We start from the raw sequence: 15726 nt of genomic DNA, 5'->3' as shown, positions 1-15726 counted from the left end.
CGCAATCAATAATCGGAGCGATGAAGACCTCGCTCGATGAGTTGCAAGCCCTGGTCGCCGTCGTCGATGCCGGTTCGATCACCGGCGCGGCCGAACGCCTGGGCCAGACGGTGTCCGGCCTCAGCCGTGCGCTGGGCCGGCTGGAGAAGAAACTCGACGCGACCCTGCTGCGCCGCACGACGCGGCGCATCGCGCTGACCGAGGAGGGCAAGGCCTTGCTGGAGCGGGCGCGCGCCATCCTGCAGTCGGTGGACGAGGCGGAGGAACTGATGGCGGCCCGCAAGCGCCAGCCGGCCGGGCGCCTGCGCGTCAATGCGGCGACGCCGCTGATGCTGCATGCGCTGGCGCCGCTGGTGCCGGAGTTCCGCGCCGCCCATCCGCAAATTACGTTGGAACTGGACACCGACGAGCTCAATATCGATCTGCTGGCGCGCCATACCGACGTGGCGCTGCGCATCGGCGCGCTGCGCGATTCGACCCTGCGCGCGCGGCCGCTGGCGACCAGCCGCATCCGCGTGCTGGCCAGCCCCGGCTATCTGGAGCGCGCCGGGCGGCCGAAGAGCGTTGCCGCGCTGGCGCAGCACCAGCTGCTGGGCTTTGCGCAGCCCGAGTCGCTGAACCGCTGGCCGCTGCGCGGGCCGCATGGCGACGAATGGCCGGTGCAGCCGGTGCTGAGCGCCTCCAGCGGCGAGACCCTGCGCCAGCTGGCGCTGGCCGGCGCCGGCATCGTCTGCCTGTCCGACTTCATGACCGAGGGTGACCGCCGGCGCGGCGAACTGGTGCAGCTGCTGGCGCGCGACACCGTCGATGTGCGCCAGCCCATCAATGCGGTCTACTACCGCAACACCCAGCTGGCCGCGCGCATCGAATGCTTTCTGGCCTTCGTCGAGGCGCGCTTCGCTCAGGCCCCCTGGGCCCGGGCCTGAAGCGCGGCCAGCACCGCGGCCGTGCGCTCGTCGGCCGGGAAGAAGGATTCGATCGCCAGCTCCTGCAGGGTGATGTCGACCGGCGTGCCGAAGATCGTCGTCGTGCTGATGAAGCTCAGCAGGCCCTGCTCGCCGATCAGCTGGAAGGGCACGGCGACGGCCGCGGCCAGCTCCATCGCCGGCAGATCGTGGCCGCCGGCCGGCGCCGGGTAGGCGCGCAACTCCTCGTGCAGGGCCTGCAGGCCCGCATCGCCGGTCGCCGCGATCTGCTGCTGCAGGCGTTCGAGCAGGTGGGCGCGCCACTGCGGCAGATTGGCGATGCGGGGCGCCAGCCCGTCCGGATGCAGGCTCAGGCGCAGCACATTGATCGGCGCCTGCAGCAGCGCCGGCGCCGCGCCGGCCATCAGCAGCGGCACGATCGCGTTGTGCGCGACCAGCTGCCAATGCCGGTCAACGGCCAGCGCCGGATGCGGCTCATGGCCCTTCAGCACCAGATCGACCGCGCGCCGCGCCGCCGCCAGCGCCGGATCGTCGAGGCCGCGCTGCGGATACATGGGCGCGAAGCCGGCCGCGACCAGCAGCGCGTTGCGCTCTCGCAGGGGCACCTCGAGCCGCTGCGCCAGGCGCAAGACCATCTCGCGGCTGGGCGCCGCGCGGCCGGTCTCCACATAGCTGAGATGGCGGGTCGAGATCTCGGCCTCCTGCGCCAGGTCCAGCTGGCTCATGCGGCGCTGCGTGCGCCAGTGGCGCAGATGGACGCCGAAGGGATCGCGGGCGCCGGGCTGACGGCCGGCCAGAGCAGCGGGTTCGAGGTGCATGGGGCCGATTCTGCGGCGTCCGTGCCGCCGCGCCATGACCTGCGAGGTTATCGACCGGCGGCGGGCGCGCCGGAATCATCGGGCCGACGCCGCAGGAAGGGCCTGCGGCGATGCAGCCAAGGAGCAAGACCATGTCCTCGAACCCCCGGTTCTCGTCCCCGCGTTTCCTGTCCCGCGTGATGTGGGCCGACGCCGCCTCCTGCGCCGCCACCGGCGCGCTGCAGCTGGGCCTCACCGGCACCCTGGCCGCGCTGACCGGCCTGCCGACCGCGCTGCTGAGCGGCACGGGCCTTTTTCTGCTGGCCTATGCCGCGTTGGCCGCGGCGATGGCCCGGCGTGCGCGGCCGCCGCGCACGCTGATCGGCCTCGTGGCCCTGGGCAATCTGGGCTGGGCGATCGCCTGCCTGGCGCTGGCGGCCAGCGGCCTGTTCGCGCTCAGCAGCTGGGGCATCGCCTGGCTGCTGGCCCAGGCCGTCTGCGTGATCGTGCTGGCCGAGCTGCAGTGGACGGGGCTGCGGCGCACGCGCGGCGCGCCGGCGGCGGCGCTGGCCTGAGGGGCGGCGGCCTCAGCCCAGGCGCTCGCGCGCCAGCGCGACGCCGCGGCCCAGCGCCTCCAGCTTGGCCAGCGCGACCGCGCGCGACATCGGCGCCAGGCCGCAGTTGGTGCAGGGCCGCAGGCGCTCGCGCGGCACATGCTGCAGGGCGCGGCCTATGGTGTCGGCCACCTCCTCGGGCGTCTCGATCTGCTCGCTGGCGACGTCGATGACGCCGACCATCACGTCCTTGCCGGCCAGCAGCGCCATCAGCTCCGGCGGCACATGCGAGTGGATGAACTCCAGGCTGACCTGGTCGATGCTGCTGGCGGCCAGCGCCGGGAAGACCTTCTCGTACTGCCGCCATTCCTCGCCCAGCGTGTTCTTCCAGTCCACATTGGCCTTGATGCCATAGCCGTAGCAGATGTGGACGGCGGTGGTGCAGCTCAGACCCTGGGCCGCGCGCTCCAGCGCCTTGACGCCCCAGTCGGCCGCCTGGGCCATATAGACATTGAAGGCCGGCTCGTCGAACTGCACGATGTCGATGCCGTCGGCCTGCAGGGCCAGCGCCTCCTGGTTCAGCAGCTCGGCGAAGGCAAAGGCCAGCTTGACCCGGTCGCCATAGAAGCGGTCGGCCACCGTGTCGACGATGGTCATCGGCCCGGGCAGGGTGAACTTGGTCTTGCGTTTCGTGTGCGCGCGCAGCAGCCGCGCCTCGGCCGCATGGACGCGGCCCTTGAGCTTCAGCGGCGCGACGACCTGCGGCACCATCGCCTTGTAGCGGTCGTCGCGAATGCCCATCTCGACCTTGTGCTCGAAGTCGATGCCCTCGACCTGCTCCAGAAAGCCGTGCACGAAATGCTGGCGGCTCTGCTCGCCGTCGCCGATCACGTCCAGGCCGGCGTCCTCCTGCGCCTTGATCCACAGCAGGGTGGCGTCGAGCTTGGCCTGCTGCAGCTCGGGGCCGGCGGCCTTCCATTGCGGCCACAGCTTCTCGGTCTCGGCCAGCCAGGCCGGCTTGGGCAGGCTGCCGGCAATCGTCGCTTCGAACATCATCGTGTCTCCCTTGGGGGGCTGCCTATTTGTTGCCGACGGCGACGACGCGCCAGCGCTTGTCCTCCGCCTGGCAGGCGGTGACGATGGAGCTCTTCTCGGCGCGTGCCTTCGCATAGGTGCTCAGCCGAACCTTCTTGCAGGGCGCGCCGCTCTTCTTGTCCTTCAGCCGGGCGACCACCTCGAAGCTGCCGCCGGAGCCGGTGGCCGGGTTGTTCCATTTATGCGCTTGCGGCTCGCCTTCGGCATTCATCGCCTGCTGGGCATGCTCGAAGAACAGCTTCATGTCCTCGTCGTCGAACTGCTCGGCCGGCGTGCCCTGCAGGATCTTGACCCAGCCGACCGCCTGCGCCGGCAGCGCCAGCGCCGCGAGCAGGGCGGCGGCGAACAGCGATCGGGCCGCTTGGCGGGCTTTCTTGTGCATCGGTTTCATCACTGACAACTCCTTCAGACCGGCCCGGTGTCGCGGGTGGCCGGCGCGGTGAACCAGGCGCTCCTGGGCACGATCTTCGCCTGGGCGGGATCGTCCAGGTAATGCGGGGACATGATCTGCACCCCGTGTTCGTTGAACACGTCCTGAATGTTCGCATGCAGATTGGCCAGCACCTCGGCGCGCGGCCGCGGCTCGCTGGGCACGGCCTGGCAGACCAGGCGGTACTCGGGATAGAAATCCGCCAGCGCGGTCTGGAACACGCGCGGCCGCGGCTCGGCCAGCACGCCGGGCGTGCGCAGCGCCGCCTCGATCAGCATTGCATGCACCTGGCGCCAGGGCGTGTCGTAGCCGATGGTCACCGTCGTGTCGACGATATAGCCGCGGCCCTGCACCGAGCGCGAGTAGTTCTTGGTCACCGTGCCCAGCACCAGCGAGTTCGGCAGGGTCAGTTCCTCGCCGAGGCCGGTGCGGATCTTGGCCGTGAAGGCGCGCATCTCGGTGACCGTGCCCTCGTGATCGTCGATGCGCACGTATTCGCCGACCCGCAGCGTGCGCGAGTACATCAGGATCAGGCCGGCCGCCGCCTGGCCGAACAGGCTGGAACCGCCGACGCTGATCATCAGGCCGATCAGCAGTGACAGGCCGCGGAAGGCATCGCTCTGCGAGCCGGGCAGATAGGGGTAGGCCATCACGATGGCGAACAGCCAGACGCCGATATTGAACAGCCGCCGCGTCGGCCGTGCGGTGTCGGCATCGAGGCCGCCCAGCGTGCCGCGCCCGGACTCCAGGCGCTCGAAGAAGGGCGCGGCCAGATCGATCACCAGGCGGGCCAGGCCGACGATGATGATGGCCACCAGCAGATCCGGCAGCGCATGCAGCACGCCGTTGCCGATGCGGCTGACGACGCCGATCAGGTACTGGTTCAGCGTCTCGCCCCAGGGGCGCGAATAGGGGAACTGGCCGAGCAGGAAGCTCAGCCATTGATAGCAGAGCAGGGCCAGCACCAGCCAGGACAGCAGGCGCACCAGCCAGCGCGCGATGACGACCAGCTTGTCGCGCGGCAGCAGATGGCCGCCGGCCACCTGCAGCGTCTCCATGCGCTTTTGTAGCAGCGCGGACAGCCGTCCGCTCAGCCATTCGCGGGCGCGCCAGGTGACGACGCAGGCGAGCAGAAAGGCCAGGGTCGCCAGCCCCGCATGGGCCAGGCTCTTCAGCAGCCGGCCCTGGTCGCGGCTTTCCTGGGTCGCGGCGATCGCCCCGCGCAGCGCGGCGACGGCCGCCTGGGTGGCTTCCTCCAGGCTCTCGCCGCGCATCGCGTCGGCATCGCCGGGCAGCAGGAACATCGTCAGCCGGCCGTCGATCAGCAGCACATTGCCTTGCCCATGCGGCTGCACCTTGACCTCGCCGGGGCCGCCGGTATCGATCACCGCGTTCAGCACCGCCTCGGTGCGGCGCGCGCGATCGGCCGGGGCAGCGCCCAGAAAGGGCACGCGCAGCACGGCGATCGGGCGGTTGAACAGCACCACCGTCGCCTCGGGCTGGGCGGCGCCGGCGGCGGCCTCGCTGGCGGGCTTGGCGGCGGCGGCGGCGATCGGGGGCTCGGACTCGGCCCGGGCCGGCAAGGCCGATAGCGGCAGCCACAGCAAGAGGGCGGCCAAAAGGCCGCCCTGCACGCGCGCAAGGGCTGCTGCGAAGCGGCCCCGGGCAGCGCTCACGCGGTCGGTCCGCTCATGGCGTGACGCGCTTCCAATGCTCGTCCGGATCGAACTGCTTGATCGCGCCGGCCAGCTTGCTGGTCTGCGGGCCCAGATCGCGCTCGTAGACGACGCCATCGTGGTTGACGATGAAGCTCATCACGCCGGACTGGCCCCACAGCACCGGCCAGGCGACCAGCGCGTAACCGGTCAGCAGGCGATCACCGAGCAGATAGCTGCGCGCGCCGCCGGCCGCGTGCGGGCCCTGCGCCTCGAGGATCTTGAAGCGGTAGCCGTGGTAGCCGGTGCCGGGCTTGCTGGGGATGAAGCCCTCGCCGAGCGGGCTGTCGTCGCCCAGCTTGGGATCCCAGATCAGACCGTCGCGCTTGCCGGGGTTGCTGAGCAGGCGCCGCGCGTATTCGGGAATGCCGTCGCCATTGCGGTCGGCCAGCGCATAGTCGCGCTGCGCGTCCACATAGGCCAGGGCCGCCTGGATCGCCGACTGCTCGTTGGTGCCGATGCGCCGCTCCAGCAGCGCCTGACGGCCGCCGCTGATGTCGAACTTCCACTGACCCTGCGGCGTGCGCGCCAGCGGAATCGGCAGCGGCCATTTGTCGTTGCCGATCAGCAACTCGCCACGGTCTTTGTCCACGCTGACCGCGCGTGCCTCGCGCGCCTTGTCCAGGAACAGCTGGCGGTCGTTCGAGCGCAGGTCCTGCGGCGGCAGCAGTTCGCGCCATTTCGCGCCCAGCACGCGGGTAAGCGCCTTCTCGTCATTGGCCGCGACGGCGCTGATCAGCGCGTCGGCGGCCACCTCGGGGGTCGCATAGGCGGTCTGCGCGCGCGCGCCGCCCGGCGCGGCCAGCGCGAGAGCCAGCAGGCCGCAGGCGATCAGCGATGTGTTCTTCTGCTTCATCATTCCTGTTCCCTCCGGGCTTAACGGCGACGGCCGCCGCCACCACCACCGGCGCGTGCGCCGCCGGAATGGCCGCCCATGCTGCGCTGGCTCGAGGCGGCGCTGGAGCGGCCGCGATCGGCCGCTGCGCGCGAGCCGGAGCTGTTGTTGACGCCGGAGAAGGCGCTGTCACGCGCGCCGCCACCGGGGCCGCCCGAACCGAAGGAGCCGCTGCCGCCGGCACCGCCGCGGTCGCCGGAGCCGAAGTTGCCGCCGCCACCGCGCTCGGCGCTCGACACCGCCTGGTTCGCGCGTTCGCGGCCGGCCGAGCCCTGCAGATCGGCGCGTCCGGCGGCCGGATCGGCGCCGCGCTGCGACAGGGTGTTGGAGGCCGCATTGCGCTGCGCGTCGCGGCCGTCCTTGCCGCGATAGCTTTCGCGGTTGGCGGCGCCGTCACGCGCCTTCTGGCCGTACTTGTCACGGCTGGCCGAATCGCGGTAGGGCACGTTGCCGCGCCGATCGGCGTTGTGCTGGAACTTGTTGTTGGTGTTGTTGATCTGGCGGTTGGTGTTGATGTTGTTGAACTTGTTGACGTTGATATTCACATCGCCGCCGCCCCAGTTGCAGCCGCCCCACAGGCCGTTGGCGATGCCGACGACGGCCGCGCCCCAGAACACACCGGCCACGAAGCCGCCGGTCGGGTAGTAATAAGGTGGTGGCGGCCAGTAGTAGGGCGGATAGCTGGGATAGGGCCAGGCGCCATAGACACTGGGCTGGTAGGCCGGCACATAGACGGTGTCGGTCTTGGCCGGCTCGACGATGATGACCTGCTTGCCTTCCTCGGTCGTGTTGGTCACCTTCTGCTGTTCATTGCTCTTCAGGTTGCCCGCCTCCTGCGCCTTCTTGCGCAGGAACTGCACCCGGTCCATCACCTTGGCCGGATCGGCCAGGAAGGCATCGCCGAGCTTCTGCACCTGATCGGGCTTGTCGCCCATCATGGTCAGTAGCTGCGGGAAGGCAACCAGCGACTGCACGGCCGGCTCCCAGGGCTTGTCCTTGACCTTCTCGATCGCGGCATCGCCCTTGTCGTCCGGGTGGGCCTTGGTCCAGGCCGCCGCCTCCTTGACGTCGGCCGGATAGGTCGAGGCCATCAGCACCTGCGACAGCAGCGAATCGGGATACAGCGCGATCGGCGCCAGCATCTGGTCGATTTCGGCATCGCTGAAGCTGGAGCTGCCGCTGGACGCCGCGGCCGGGGCTTGCGCCCGCGCCGAGCCACCGAAGAGCAGCAGGGTCAGCAGCGCCGGGATGAGCCAGCTCATCAAGCGCCGCCAGGGCGCGTACGGCATCGAATGATCGAATGTCATCACTTGCTCCTATGCAAGGGCCAGGTCTGCCGTCATCGCCTCGGCCGCCAGGAGCTTTGTACCCGGCTGGAGTCGCCGGCGTCAAGACGACTTTACGCAGGCGCTGCGGCGGTGGCCCCACGGCATCGGCCCCGCATCGGGGTCAGGTATTGCGCCAGCCAAGCGCATGTAAGCAGGCGTTTGTAAGAAAGTCCCCGGCGCCTTGCAATTGCCGCTTCAGCCGGGATACTAGCGACAGGAGGATTTCAGCCATGCAGGCCCGTGCGCGCAAGGCCATTCGCAACGCGGCGCTGCTGGCCGCCGGCCTGTTCTTGGCCTATCTGCTGTTTGCCTGGTTCGGCTTCGAGCCGCTCGTCAAGTGGGCGCTGCCGCGCTGGATCGAGCAGCGCAGCGCCCATCATCTGGCGCTGGGCCGGGTCGGCCTGCAGCCCTTCAGCCTGGCGGTCGAGGTGCAAGGGCTGACCCTCACCGAGCCGGACAACAAGCCGCTGCTGACGCTGGACCGGCTGCTGATCGACCTGAACCCGCTGGGCCTGTTCCGCCGCGCCTATGCGCTGGACGAGCTGCGGCTGACGGCGCCGCGGCTGCGCTTCGAGCTGCGACCCGAGGGCGGCACGAACTGGCAGGCGCTGCTCGACGCGCTGGCCGGCCCGCCGCAGGATCCGCCGCCCGAACCACAGGCGCCGCCGCGCCTGCTGCTGGCGCTGATCGCATTGGAGGGCGGGCATATCGACTTTGCCGACAAGCGGGTGGAGGGCGGCTTCCAGACCTATATCGGTCCGCTGCAGGCCGAGCTGCGCCAGCTCTCGACCCTGCCCGAGGACCGCGGCGAGCATCTGCTGTCGGCGCGCACCGGCATCGGCGCGCAAATCCGCTGGAAGGGCACGCTGGCGCTGAACCCCCTGGCCGCTGATGGCGAGATCGAGATCGACGCGCTGGCGCTGGACAAGCTCTGGCCCTATATGCGCAGCACGCTGCGCATGACGCCGCCGCAGGGCCAGGCCGATCTGCGGCTGCGCTACCACGCCGGCTATGTCGAGCGGGCCTTCGATCTGAAGCTCGACGGGCTGGAGCTGAAGCTGCAGCAGCTGGCGCTGAAGGGCCTGGACGAGACGCAGCCGGCGGTAGCGCTGGACGCGCTGCGCCTGAGCGGCGGCCGGCTCGACCTGCGCCGGCGCGAGATCGGCTTCGCGGCGCTTGAGGTCGCCGGTGGGCGCCTGGCGCTGGAGCTCGATGCCGGCGACCGGCCACGCATCTTGTCCTGGCTGGCGCCCGCGCCGCCGTCCGAGGCGCCGCCTGCCGCACCCTGGAAGCTGAAGCTAGACAAGCTGGCCATCGCCAAGCTGGGCCTGCACGCGCACAACCGCGCCTTTGTCGAGCCGCTGGACATCGACGTCGGCGAGCTGACGCTGGGCCTGAAGGCCGAGGCGCTGCTGGGTGCCGAGCCGCAGATCCGCATCGACGATCTGGGCCTGCGGCTCGACGGCCTGCGCCTGAGCAACAAGAGTTCCGCGCGGCCGCTGCTGGAGCTGGCCAGCCTCGGCCTCGACGGTGGCCACCTGGCGCTGGCCGAGCGCGAGCTGACGTTGGAGCGCGTCTATGCCCAGGGCGCGCGCCTGGCCCTGGTGCGCGATGCCCAGGGTGGCATCGGCTTCATCGACGCGCTGCGGCGCCAGCCGCCGCCGGCGACCCCCACGCCGCCGGCGGCGGCCGGCCCGCGCTGGCGCTACAAGATCGCCAGCATCGAGGCCGAGGCCAGCGAGCTGAGCCTGCGCGACGAATCGGCCCAGCCGGCCGCCGGCCTGACGCTGGCGCCGCTGCGCGCCGAGTTGCGCGAGTTCAGCGACGACGCCAAGGCCGGCATGCCCGTCAAGCTGGACCTGAGCGTTCGCGAGGGCGGCCGCTTCGAGGCCGGCGGCAGCCTGCAGGCCGGCGGCGAGGCGGGCGAGCTGCGCTTCGCGCTCAGCGATCTGGCGCTGGCGCCGGCCCAGCCCATCATCGCCCGCTACAGCGCGCTGGTGCTGGCCGGCGGCCAGGCCAGCGCGCGCGGGCGCCTGCAATGGCAGGCGGGCAAGCCGCGGCTGGAGACCAGCCTGACCGTCAGCAAGCTGCTGCTGAACGAGGCGCGCAGCGGCGAGCGCGTCCTCGGCTGGCGCCAGCTCTCGGGCCCGCGCCTGCTGCTGACGCCGCAGCGGATCGATCTGGGCGAGCTGAACCTGGAGGGCCTGGGCGCCAAGCTGACCATCTTCAAGGACCGCAGCAGCAATGTCGCCCAGCTGCTGAAGCCGCAGGAAGCGGCGGCGGCATCCTCATCGCCTCCGCCTCCGCCTCCGCCGCCCACGCAGCCGGCGGCCGCCGCCGCGCCAGCGCCGCAGCTGGCCCTGAGCCGCCTGCGCCTGAGCGACGGCAGCGTCGACTTTGCCGATCTGTCACTGGCGCTGCCCTTCGGCACCCGCATCGGCGATCTGAACGGCCATCTGGCCGGCCTGTCCAGCCAGGCCGGCGCCGTCGCGCGGCTGGAGCTGGAGGGCAAGGTCGGCGAATTCGGCCTGGCCCGTGCCAGCGGCCAGCTGCGGCCGCAGGATCCGACCGGCTTCACCGACATCCGGCTGATCTTCCGCAATGTCGAGATGAACGAGCTGACGCCCTATTCGGCCACCTTTGCCGGCCGCCGCATCGAGTCGGGCAAGCTCTCGCTGGACCTCGAATACAAGATCAAGCAGCGCCAGCTGGCCGGCGACAACCAGGTCATCATGGACAAGCTGACCCTGGGCGCCCATGTGGACAGCGTGTCGGCGGTGAATCTGCCGCTGGACCTGGCGATCGCGATCCTGCAGGACAGCGAGGGCAAGATCGATCTGGGTCTGCCGGTCTCGGGCAGCCTGGACGATCCGCAGTTCAGCTATGGCGCGCTGATCGGCAAGGCGCTGGTCAATCTGCTGGGCAAGATCGTCAGCGCGCCGTTTCGCGCGCTGGGCGCGATGCTGGGCATCGATGCCGACAAGCTGGACCGCATTGCCTTCGACGCCGGCTCGTCCGCGCTGCTGCCGCCCGAGCGCGAGAAGCTGAAGAACCTGTCCCAGCTGCTGGCCAAGCGCGCCGGCCTGGCCGTCGCGATCCACGGCGACTACAGCGTGCAGAGCGACGGCGAGGCACTGAAGAATCTGCGCCTGCGCCGTGCCGTCGCGCAGCAGAATGGCCGCCCGCTGGGCGAGGGCGAGGATCCCGGCCCGATCAGCACCGGCGAGCCGGCAACGCAGCAGGCGCTGGAGGCGCTCTACGCCCGCCGCTTCGGCGCCGAAGACCTGGCCGCGCTGAAGCAGCGCCACCTGCAGGCCAACCCGGCGCCGCCGCCGGACAGCGCGACCGGCCGCTTCATCTCCAAGCTGTCCAGCGCGGTCAAGCCGGCGCCGAAGCCGCTCAGCGCCGCCGAGCAGCAGCAGCTGGCCGGCCAGGGCCTGCACGAGTTGCTGGCGCGCCGCCTGCTCGATGACTATGCGCCCGACGAGGCGCAGCTGCGCGCGATCGGCAGCGCGCGCGGCGAGGCCATCGTGCGCGAGCTGAGCAACCGCGGCGTTGCCGCCGGGCGCCTGAGGGTCGAGCCGCCGCGCGCGGCCGAGGGCGAGGGCGCGGTCGTGCAGGCCGAGCTCAAGCTGGACAGCAAGACCGCAGCGCCGCCGGCGAGCGCTGCCAGCGCGGTCGCCGCGCGCTGAAGGAACTGCTAGAGCGGCTCGCTGCCGGTCACGATCGCGATCTGGCCGCTGAGCGTCTTGTGCACCGGGCAGGCCTCGGCGATGCGCAGCAGGCTGGCCTGCTGTTCGGCGTCCAGCGTGCCGGCATAGCGGATGCGGCGGCGCATCTGGTAGCCCTGGGCGGTCTTCTCGTGCTCGACCTCGACGCGCAGGCGCTCGACGGCCCAGCCCTTGCGCTTGATATAGAGCTGCAAGGTCAGCGTGGTGCAGGCGGCCAGCGCGCCGTCCAGCAGCTCGTGCGGCGTCGGCAGGCCGCTGCCGCCGGCCTCGGCGTCGAGATCCACCTCGACCGAGGTCTTGGCGAAGGCGACCGTGCAGGCGCTGCGGCTGCTGGCGGCCACCCATTCGGCATTGTTGATGAAGCGGTTGCTGCTGCTCACGGCGGGTCCTCTGGCTGGGCCGAGCGATGCGATCGGCAAGAGCCGAAGGCTAGCACCGCTGTCGCTCATCGGTGGCGTGCGCAGCCCGCCCGGGCTTGAAGCGCATACGATCGCTGTCCATGTCGAACGCGCCGCCCATCACTGCAGGCCCGGAGAATCCGGCCGTCCCCGAGATCCCGTCGGCCGCCGTCGTCTGCCTGTCGCTGGCCGCCTTCGGCAGCGGCGCCGCGCTGCGCGTCAACGACGCCCTGCTGCCGCGGCTGGCGCTGGAGTTCGGCATCACGATCGGCGAGGCGGCCCAGGTGATCAGCATCTTCGCGATCGCCTACGGCCTGGCCCAGCTGCTGTTCGGCCCGGCCGGCGACCGTTTCGGCAAATACCGCGTGATCGCCTGGGCCAGCCTGGCCAGCGCCCTCACCACGGCCTTGTGCGCGGCGGCGCCCAGTTTCGACAGCCTGCGCATCGCCCGCCTGCTGGCCGGCGCGACGGCGGCGGCCATCATTCCGCTCTCGATGGCCTGGATCGGCGACGTGGTCGCCTATGAGCAGCGCCAGCCGGTGCTGGCGCGCTTTCTGATCGGCCAGATCTTCGGCCTGGCCGCCGGCGTGACGCTGGGCGGCTTTGCCGCCGATCATCTGAGCTGGCGCCTGCCCTTCGTGCTGCTGGCGCTGCTGTTCGCCGCCATCGCCGCCGTGCTGTTCACGATCAACCGGCGCCTGCCCGCGCATGCACGCGCGATGCGCAAGCCGGGCCCGGGCCAGGGCTCGGCGCTGGCGCATATGGCCTCGGACTTCGCCCATGTGCTGGCGATGCCCTGGGCGCGGGTGATTCTCGCCACCGTCTTCCTCGAAGGGATGTTCCTCTACGGTCCCTTCGCCTTCGTCGCCGCCCACCTGCACCGGACCTTCGGCCTGTCGCTGTCGGCGGCCGGTGCGGTCGTGATGCTGTTCGGCGCCGGCGGCTTCATCTTCGCGCTGGGTTCGGCGCGCCTGGTCGCGCGTCTGGGCGAGCTGGGTCTGGCCCGCGGCGGCGGCGCGGTGCTGGCAATCGCGCTGCTGGGCATGGGTCTGGCGCCGCAATGGCTGTGGTCGCTGCCAGCCAGCCTGCTGGCCGGCCTGGGCTTTTACATGCTGCACAACACGCTGCAGGTCAATGCGACGCAGATGGCGCCGCAGCGCCGCGGCGCTGCCGTGTCGGCCTTTGCCTCCTGCTTCTTCCTCGGCCAGTCGGCCGGCGTCGGCCTGGCCGGCGCCATCGTCGGCCGCACCGGCACGGCGGCCCTGATGGGCGGCGGCGCGATCGGCGTGCTGCTGGTCGCGCTGAATTTCGCGCGCCTGCGCGCGCGGCGCTGAAGCGGCTTCAGGTCCGGGCCGGGCCGCCGACCGGCGTGTTGGCAGCGCCGCCGCCGGGACTGCCGACCGGCGCGCGCAGCACGCGGGTGCGGCCGCCGCTGGTGACAAGGATCACCGCCTCGCCGGGGTTCAGCAGCTCGGGGCTGCGCGCCTGCACGATGGCGCGACGCTCGCCGTTGCGCAGCTGCAGCAGCAGCTCGACCGCTTCCTCGCGCGTCGCGCTGCGCTCGATCGCATTGCCGAGCACGGCGCCGAGCACGGCGCCGATCACGCTGACCACCTGCGCCTCGGGATAGCTGTGCACCGAGGCGCCGGCGACACTGCCGATCAGGCCGCCGGCGACGGCGCCCGCGCCGCTCTGCGAGCCGTCGACCACGACCGGGCGCACGGTGAGCACGGTGGCGTCGAGCACCTGCGACAGCTGCTGCGCCTCCCGCGGGTGGATGACGTCGGGGTGGGTCGTGCTGCAGGCGCTGAGCGTGGTGGCGGCCGCGACGGTCGCGGCCAGCACGATGTTCTTCTTCATGGGGAGCTCCTCGGGCTTGTCGCTTGCAACGGCCGGCATCGTAGCGGCGTTGACCGCGCGGCCTGTTGCTGCGTATTGCCGCCGCGTTAAGGCGGCCTCAAGCGTGCAATCTGCTCGAGCGCGGCACGCTGGCGAGCAGGAATTCCATCTGGTCGGCCAGGATGCGGCGGCCGCGCAGAATCATGTCCTCGTGCAGGCTGGGCACATAGGGCAGGTAGAGCAGGCTCATGCGGGCCTCCTCGGGAATGCGGTTGCCCTTGCGGCCGTTGCAGGCGCGGCAGGCGGTGATGCAGTTCATCCAGCTGTCGATGCCGCCGCGCGAGGTCGGCACGATGTGCTCGCGCGTCAGGTCGTCGACATGGAAGCTGTGGCCGCAATACGCACAAACGTAGCGGTCGCGGACGAAAAGCTTGGGATTGGACAGCGCCGGCGCCTGGCGCCAGGCGCGGCTCGGCACGCTGCCGCGCACGGCGATGATCGGGTGGACGTCGATGCGCGACTGCAGGCCGGTGCGGCGCTGCAGGCCGCCGCGCATCACATGGCAGGGATCGCCCAGGGTCCAGGCGATGCCGTCGCTGGCGTAGATCACGGCGGCTTCACGGGTCGTGATCCAGGCCTGCGGCCGGCCGGAGACATCCAGTTGAAGCACGTCCACAGCGTTGACCTCCAGACCAAAGCGTACTGCAATAGTGCGCACTGACTCAAGTCCTCAACGGCCAAGCACCGCTCAACCATCGCTCAAACATCACCTAGCCATCGTGATCAAACAAGACCTAGAGCCCGACGAAGTCCATCCAAGCCATCGCCCCGACGCGGCGGCAGCACCGCCACCGGAGCCCTCCCTGGAGCCGCCGCGGGCGGCGCCGGTCGACGTGCGCAGCGTCTCCCTGGCCGTGCTGACGCTGCTGGCCAGCCTGTTTGCGCTGCAATGGGCCAAGCCGGTGCTGATCCCCATGCTGCTGGGCCTGATGATGAGCTATGCGCTGGCGCCGGCGGTGGACCGGCTGCAGCGCTGGCACATCCCGCGGGCGCTGGGCGCGACGGTGCTGCTGACGGCGATCAGCGTCGGCATGGTCTGGGGCACCTGGTCGCTGAGCGACGATGCCGAGGCGCTGGTCGAGACGCTGCCCGAGGTGACCAAGAAGATCCGCCAGCTGACGCAGCCCAAGCGCGGCAGCGTCTCGACCCTGGACAAGGTGCAGCGCGCGGCGACCGAGCTGGAGGCGGCGACGACTCCGGGCGGCAGCGCCGGCCGGGTGCCGCCGCCACCGCCACCGAGCTCGAAGATCGACATCCGCGGCTATCTGCTTTCCGGCACGCTGGGCGCGCTGGCGCTGCTGGGGCAGATCTCGGTCGTGTTCCTGATCGCGCTGTTCCTGCTTGCCTCGGGCAGCCGCTTCCGGCGCAAGATCGTCAAGCTGGCCGGACCCAGCCTGAGCCGCAAGCGCACGACCGTCGAGACGCTGGACGAGATCAGCGCGCAGATCCAGCGCTATCTGGTCGTGCAACTGGGCCTGAGCGTGATCGTCGGCGTCGCGACCTGGGCGGCCTTCTATGCGATCGGCCTGCGCCAGGCGGAGATCTGGGGCGTGCTGGCCGGGGTGACCAACCTGATTCCCTATGTCGGCGCGGTCCTGGTCGGCGGCGCCTCGGCCATCGTCGGCCTGGTGCAGTTCGGCAGCATGGAGATGGCCGCGCTGGTCGGCGGCAGCGCGCTGGCCGTCCATGCGCTGGTCGGCAATCTGCTGGCGCCTTGGTGGACCGGCCGCGCCAGCAGCATGAACCCGCTGGCCGTCTTCATCGCGGTGCTGGTGTTCGGCTGGCTGTGGGGCGTCTGGGGGCTCTTGCTGGGCGTGCCGGTGCTGATGGTGGTCAAGGCGGTCTGCGACCGGGTGGACGCGCTGAACGCGATCGGCGAGCTGCTGGGCGAATGAGCCGGCAAGAACTGGGGGTTGCGAGCGCTTGCTTGGCGTTGATCCAATAGCGCAGCCGCGAAC

At 70.8% G+C, this 15726-nt stretch carries 14 protein-coding genes; 5 read left to right on the top strand and 9 right to left on the bottom strand.

What is annotated here, in order from left to right:
• Positions 1–20 precede the first annotated feature (20 nt).
• The gene (locus QWJ38_RS18685) at positions 21–926 is read left to right on the top strand and encodes a LysR family transcriptional regulator (RefSeq protein ID WP_290360628.1); all 906 of its coding nucleotides are present in this window, start codon (positions 21–23) and stop codon (positions 924–926) included.
• Here QWJ38_RS18685 and QWJ38_RS18680 read toward each other — a convergent pair.
• Positions 902–1744, bottom strand: a complete 843-nt coding sequence (locus tag QWJ38_RS18680) for a helix-turn-helix domain-containing protein (protein ID WP_290360627.1) — start codon at positions 1742–1744, stop codon at positions 902–904. The genes QWJ38_RS18685 and QWJ38_RS18680 overlap by 25 nt on opposite strands.
• Before the next feature lie 131 nt (positions 1745–1875).
• Here QWJ38_RS18680 and QWJ38_RS18675 point away from each other — a divergent pair, with 131 nt between their 5' ends.
• A complete protein-coding gene (locus QWJ38_RS18675) occupies positions 1876–2298 on the top strand; it encodes a hypothetical protein (protein WP_290360626.1) in 423 nt (140 codons plus the stop codon).
• Between the two features lie 12 nt (positions 2299–2310).
• On the opposite strand, the gene QWJ38_RS18670 is transcribed toward QWJ38_RS18675, so the two are convergent.
• From QWJ38_RS18670 to QWJ38_RS18650, 5 genes are read right to left on the bottom strand one after another with little or no spacing between them, the layout of a single operon-like run.
• Positions 2311–3330 (bottom strand): methionine synthase, encoded by a 1020-nt coding sequence (locus tag QWJ38_RS18670; RefSeq protein ID WP_290361000.1) that lies wholly within the window; start codon positions 3328–3330, stop codon positions 2311–2313.
• 25 nt (positions 3331–3355) lie between these two features.
• Positions 3356–3763, bottom strand: coding sequence for an RT0821/Lpp0805 family surface protein (locus QWJ38_RS18665; protein WP_290360625.1), 408 nt, complete (start codon positions 3761–3763; stop codon positions 3356–3358).
• Positions 3764–3777: 14 nt separating this feature from the next.
• Positions 3778–5478, bottom strand: coding sequence for a mechanosensitive ion channel family protein (locus tag QWJ38_RS18660; protein WP_290360624.1), 1701 nt, complete (start codon positions 5476–5478; stop codon positions 3778–3780).
• A gap of 13 nt (positions 5479–5491) precedes the next feature.
• Positions 5492–6373: a DUF2950 domain-containing protein gene (locus QWJ38_RS18655; RefSeq protein ID WP_290360623.1), complete on the bottom strand. Its 882-nt coding sequence runs from the start codon at positions 6371–6373 to the stop codon at positions 5492–5494.
• A gap of 20 nt (positions 6374–6393) precedes the next feature.
• Positions 6394–7719, bottom strand: a complete 1326-nt coding sequence (locus QWJ38_RS18650; RefSeq protein WP_290360622.1) for a DUF3300 domain-containing protein — start codon at positions 7717–7719, stop codon at positions 6394–6396.
• Positions 7720–7970: 251 nt separating this feature from the next.
• On the opposite strand from QWJ38_RS18650, the gene QWJ38_RS18645 reads away from it, so the two are divergent.
• A complete protein-coding gene (locus QWJ38_RS18645; RefSeq protein WP_290360621.1) occupies positions 7971–11432 on the top strand; it encodes a DUF748 domain-containing protein in 3462 nt (1153 codons plus the stop codon).
• 8 nt (positions 11433–11440) lie between these two features.
• On the opposite strand, the gene QWJ38_RS18640 is transcribed toward QWJ38_RS18645, so the two are convergent.
• On the bottom strand, positions 11441–11851 hold the full coding sequence (locus tag QWJ38_RS18640; protein WP_290360620.1) for an OsmC family protein: 411 nt from the start codon (positions 11849–11851) through the stop codon (positions 11441–11443).
• A 119-nt stretch (positions 11852–11970) separates the two neighbouring features.
• On the opposite strand from QWJ38_RS18640, the gene QWJ38_RS18635 reads away from it, so the two are divergent.
• Positions 11971–13203, top strand: coding sequence for an MFS transporter (locus QWJ38_RS18635; RefSeq protein WP_290360619.1), 1233 nt, complete (start codon positions 11971–11973; stop codon positions 13201–13203).
• Positions 13204–13210: 7 nt separating this feature from the next.
• Here QWJ38_RS18635 and QWJ38_RS18630 read toward each other — a convergent pair whose 3' ends face one another.
• Entirely contained in the window at positions 13211–13729 is a 519-nt protein-coding gene (locus QWJ38_RS18630; protein WP_290360618.1) for an outer membrane lipoprotein, read from the bottom strand.
• 97 nt (positions 13730–13826) lie between these two features.
• Entirely contained in the window at positions 13827–14384 is a 558-nt protein-coding gene (locus tag QWJ38_RS18625; protein ID WP_290360617.1) for an HNH endonuclease, read from the bottom strand.
• A 103-nt stretch (positions 14385–14487) separates the two neighbouring features.
• Here QWJ38_RS18625 and QWJ38_RS18620 point away from each other — a divergent pair, with 103 nt between their 5' ends.
• On the top strand, positions 14488–15663 hold the full coding sequence (locus tag QWJ38_RS18620) for an AI-2E family transporter (RefSeq protein ID WP_290360616.1): 1176 nt from the start codon (positions 14488–14490) through the stop codon (positions 15661–15663).
• Positions 15664–15726 lie beyond the last annotated feature (63 nt).

Source organism: Roseateles violae (assembly GCF_030410485.1).
Classification (GTDB): domain Bacteria; phylum Pseudomonadota; class Gammaproteobacteria; order Burkholderiales; family Burkholderiaceae_C; genus Roseateles_D; species Roseateles_D violae.
Note: the sequence above shows the minus strand (reverse complement) of the source record. Positions and strands in the feature narration are given on the sequence as shown.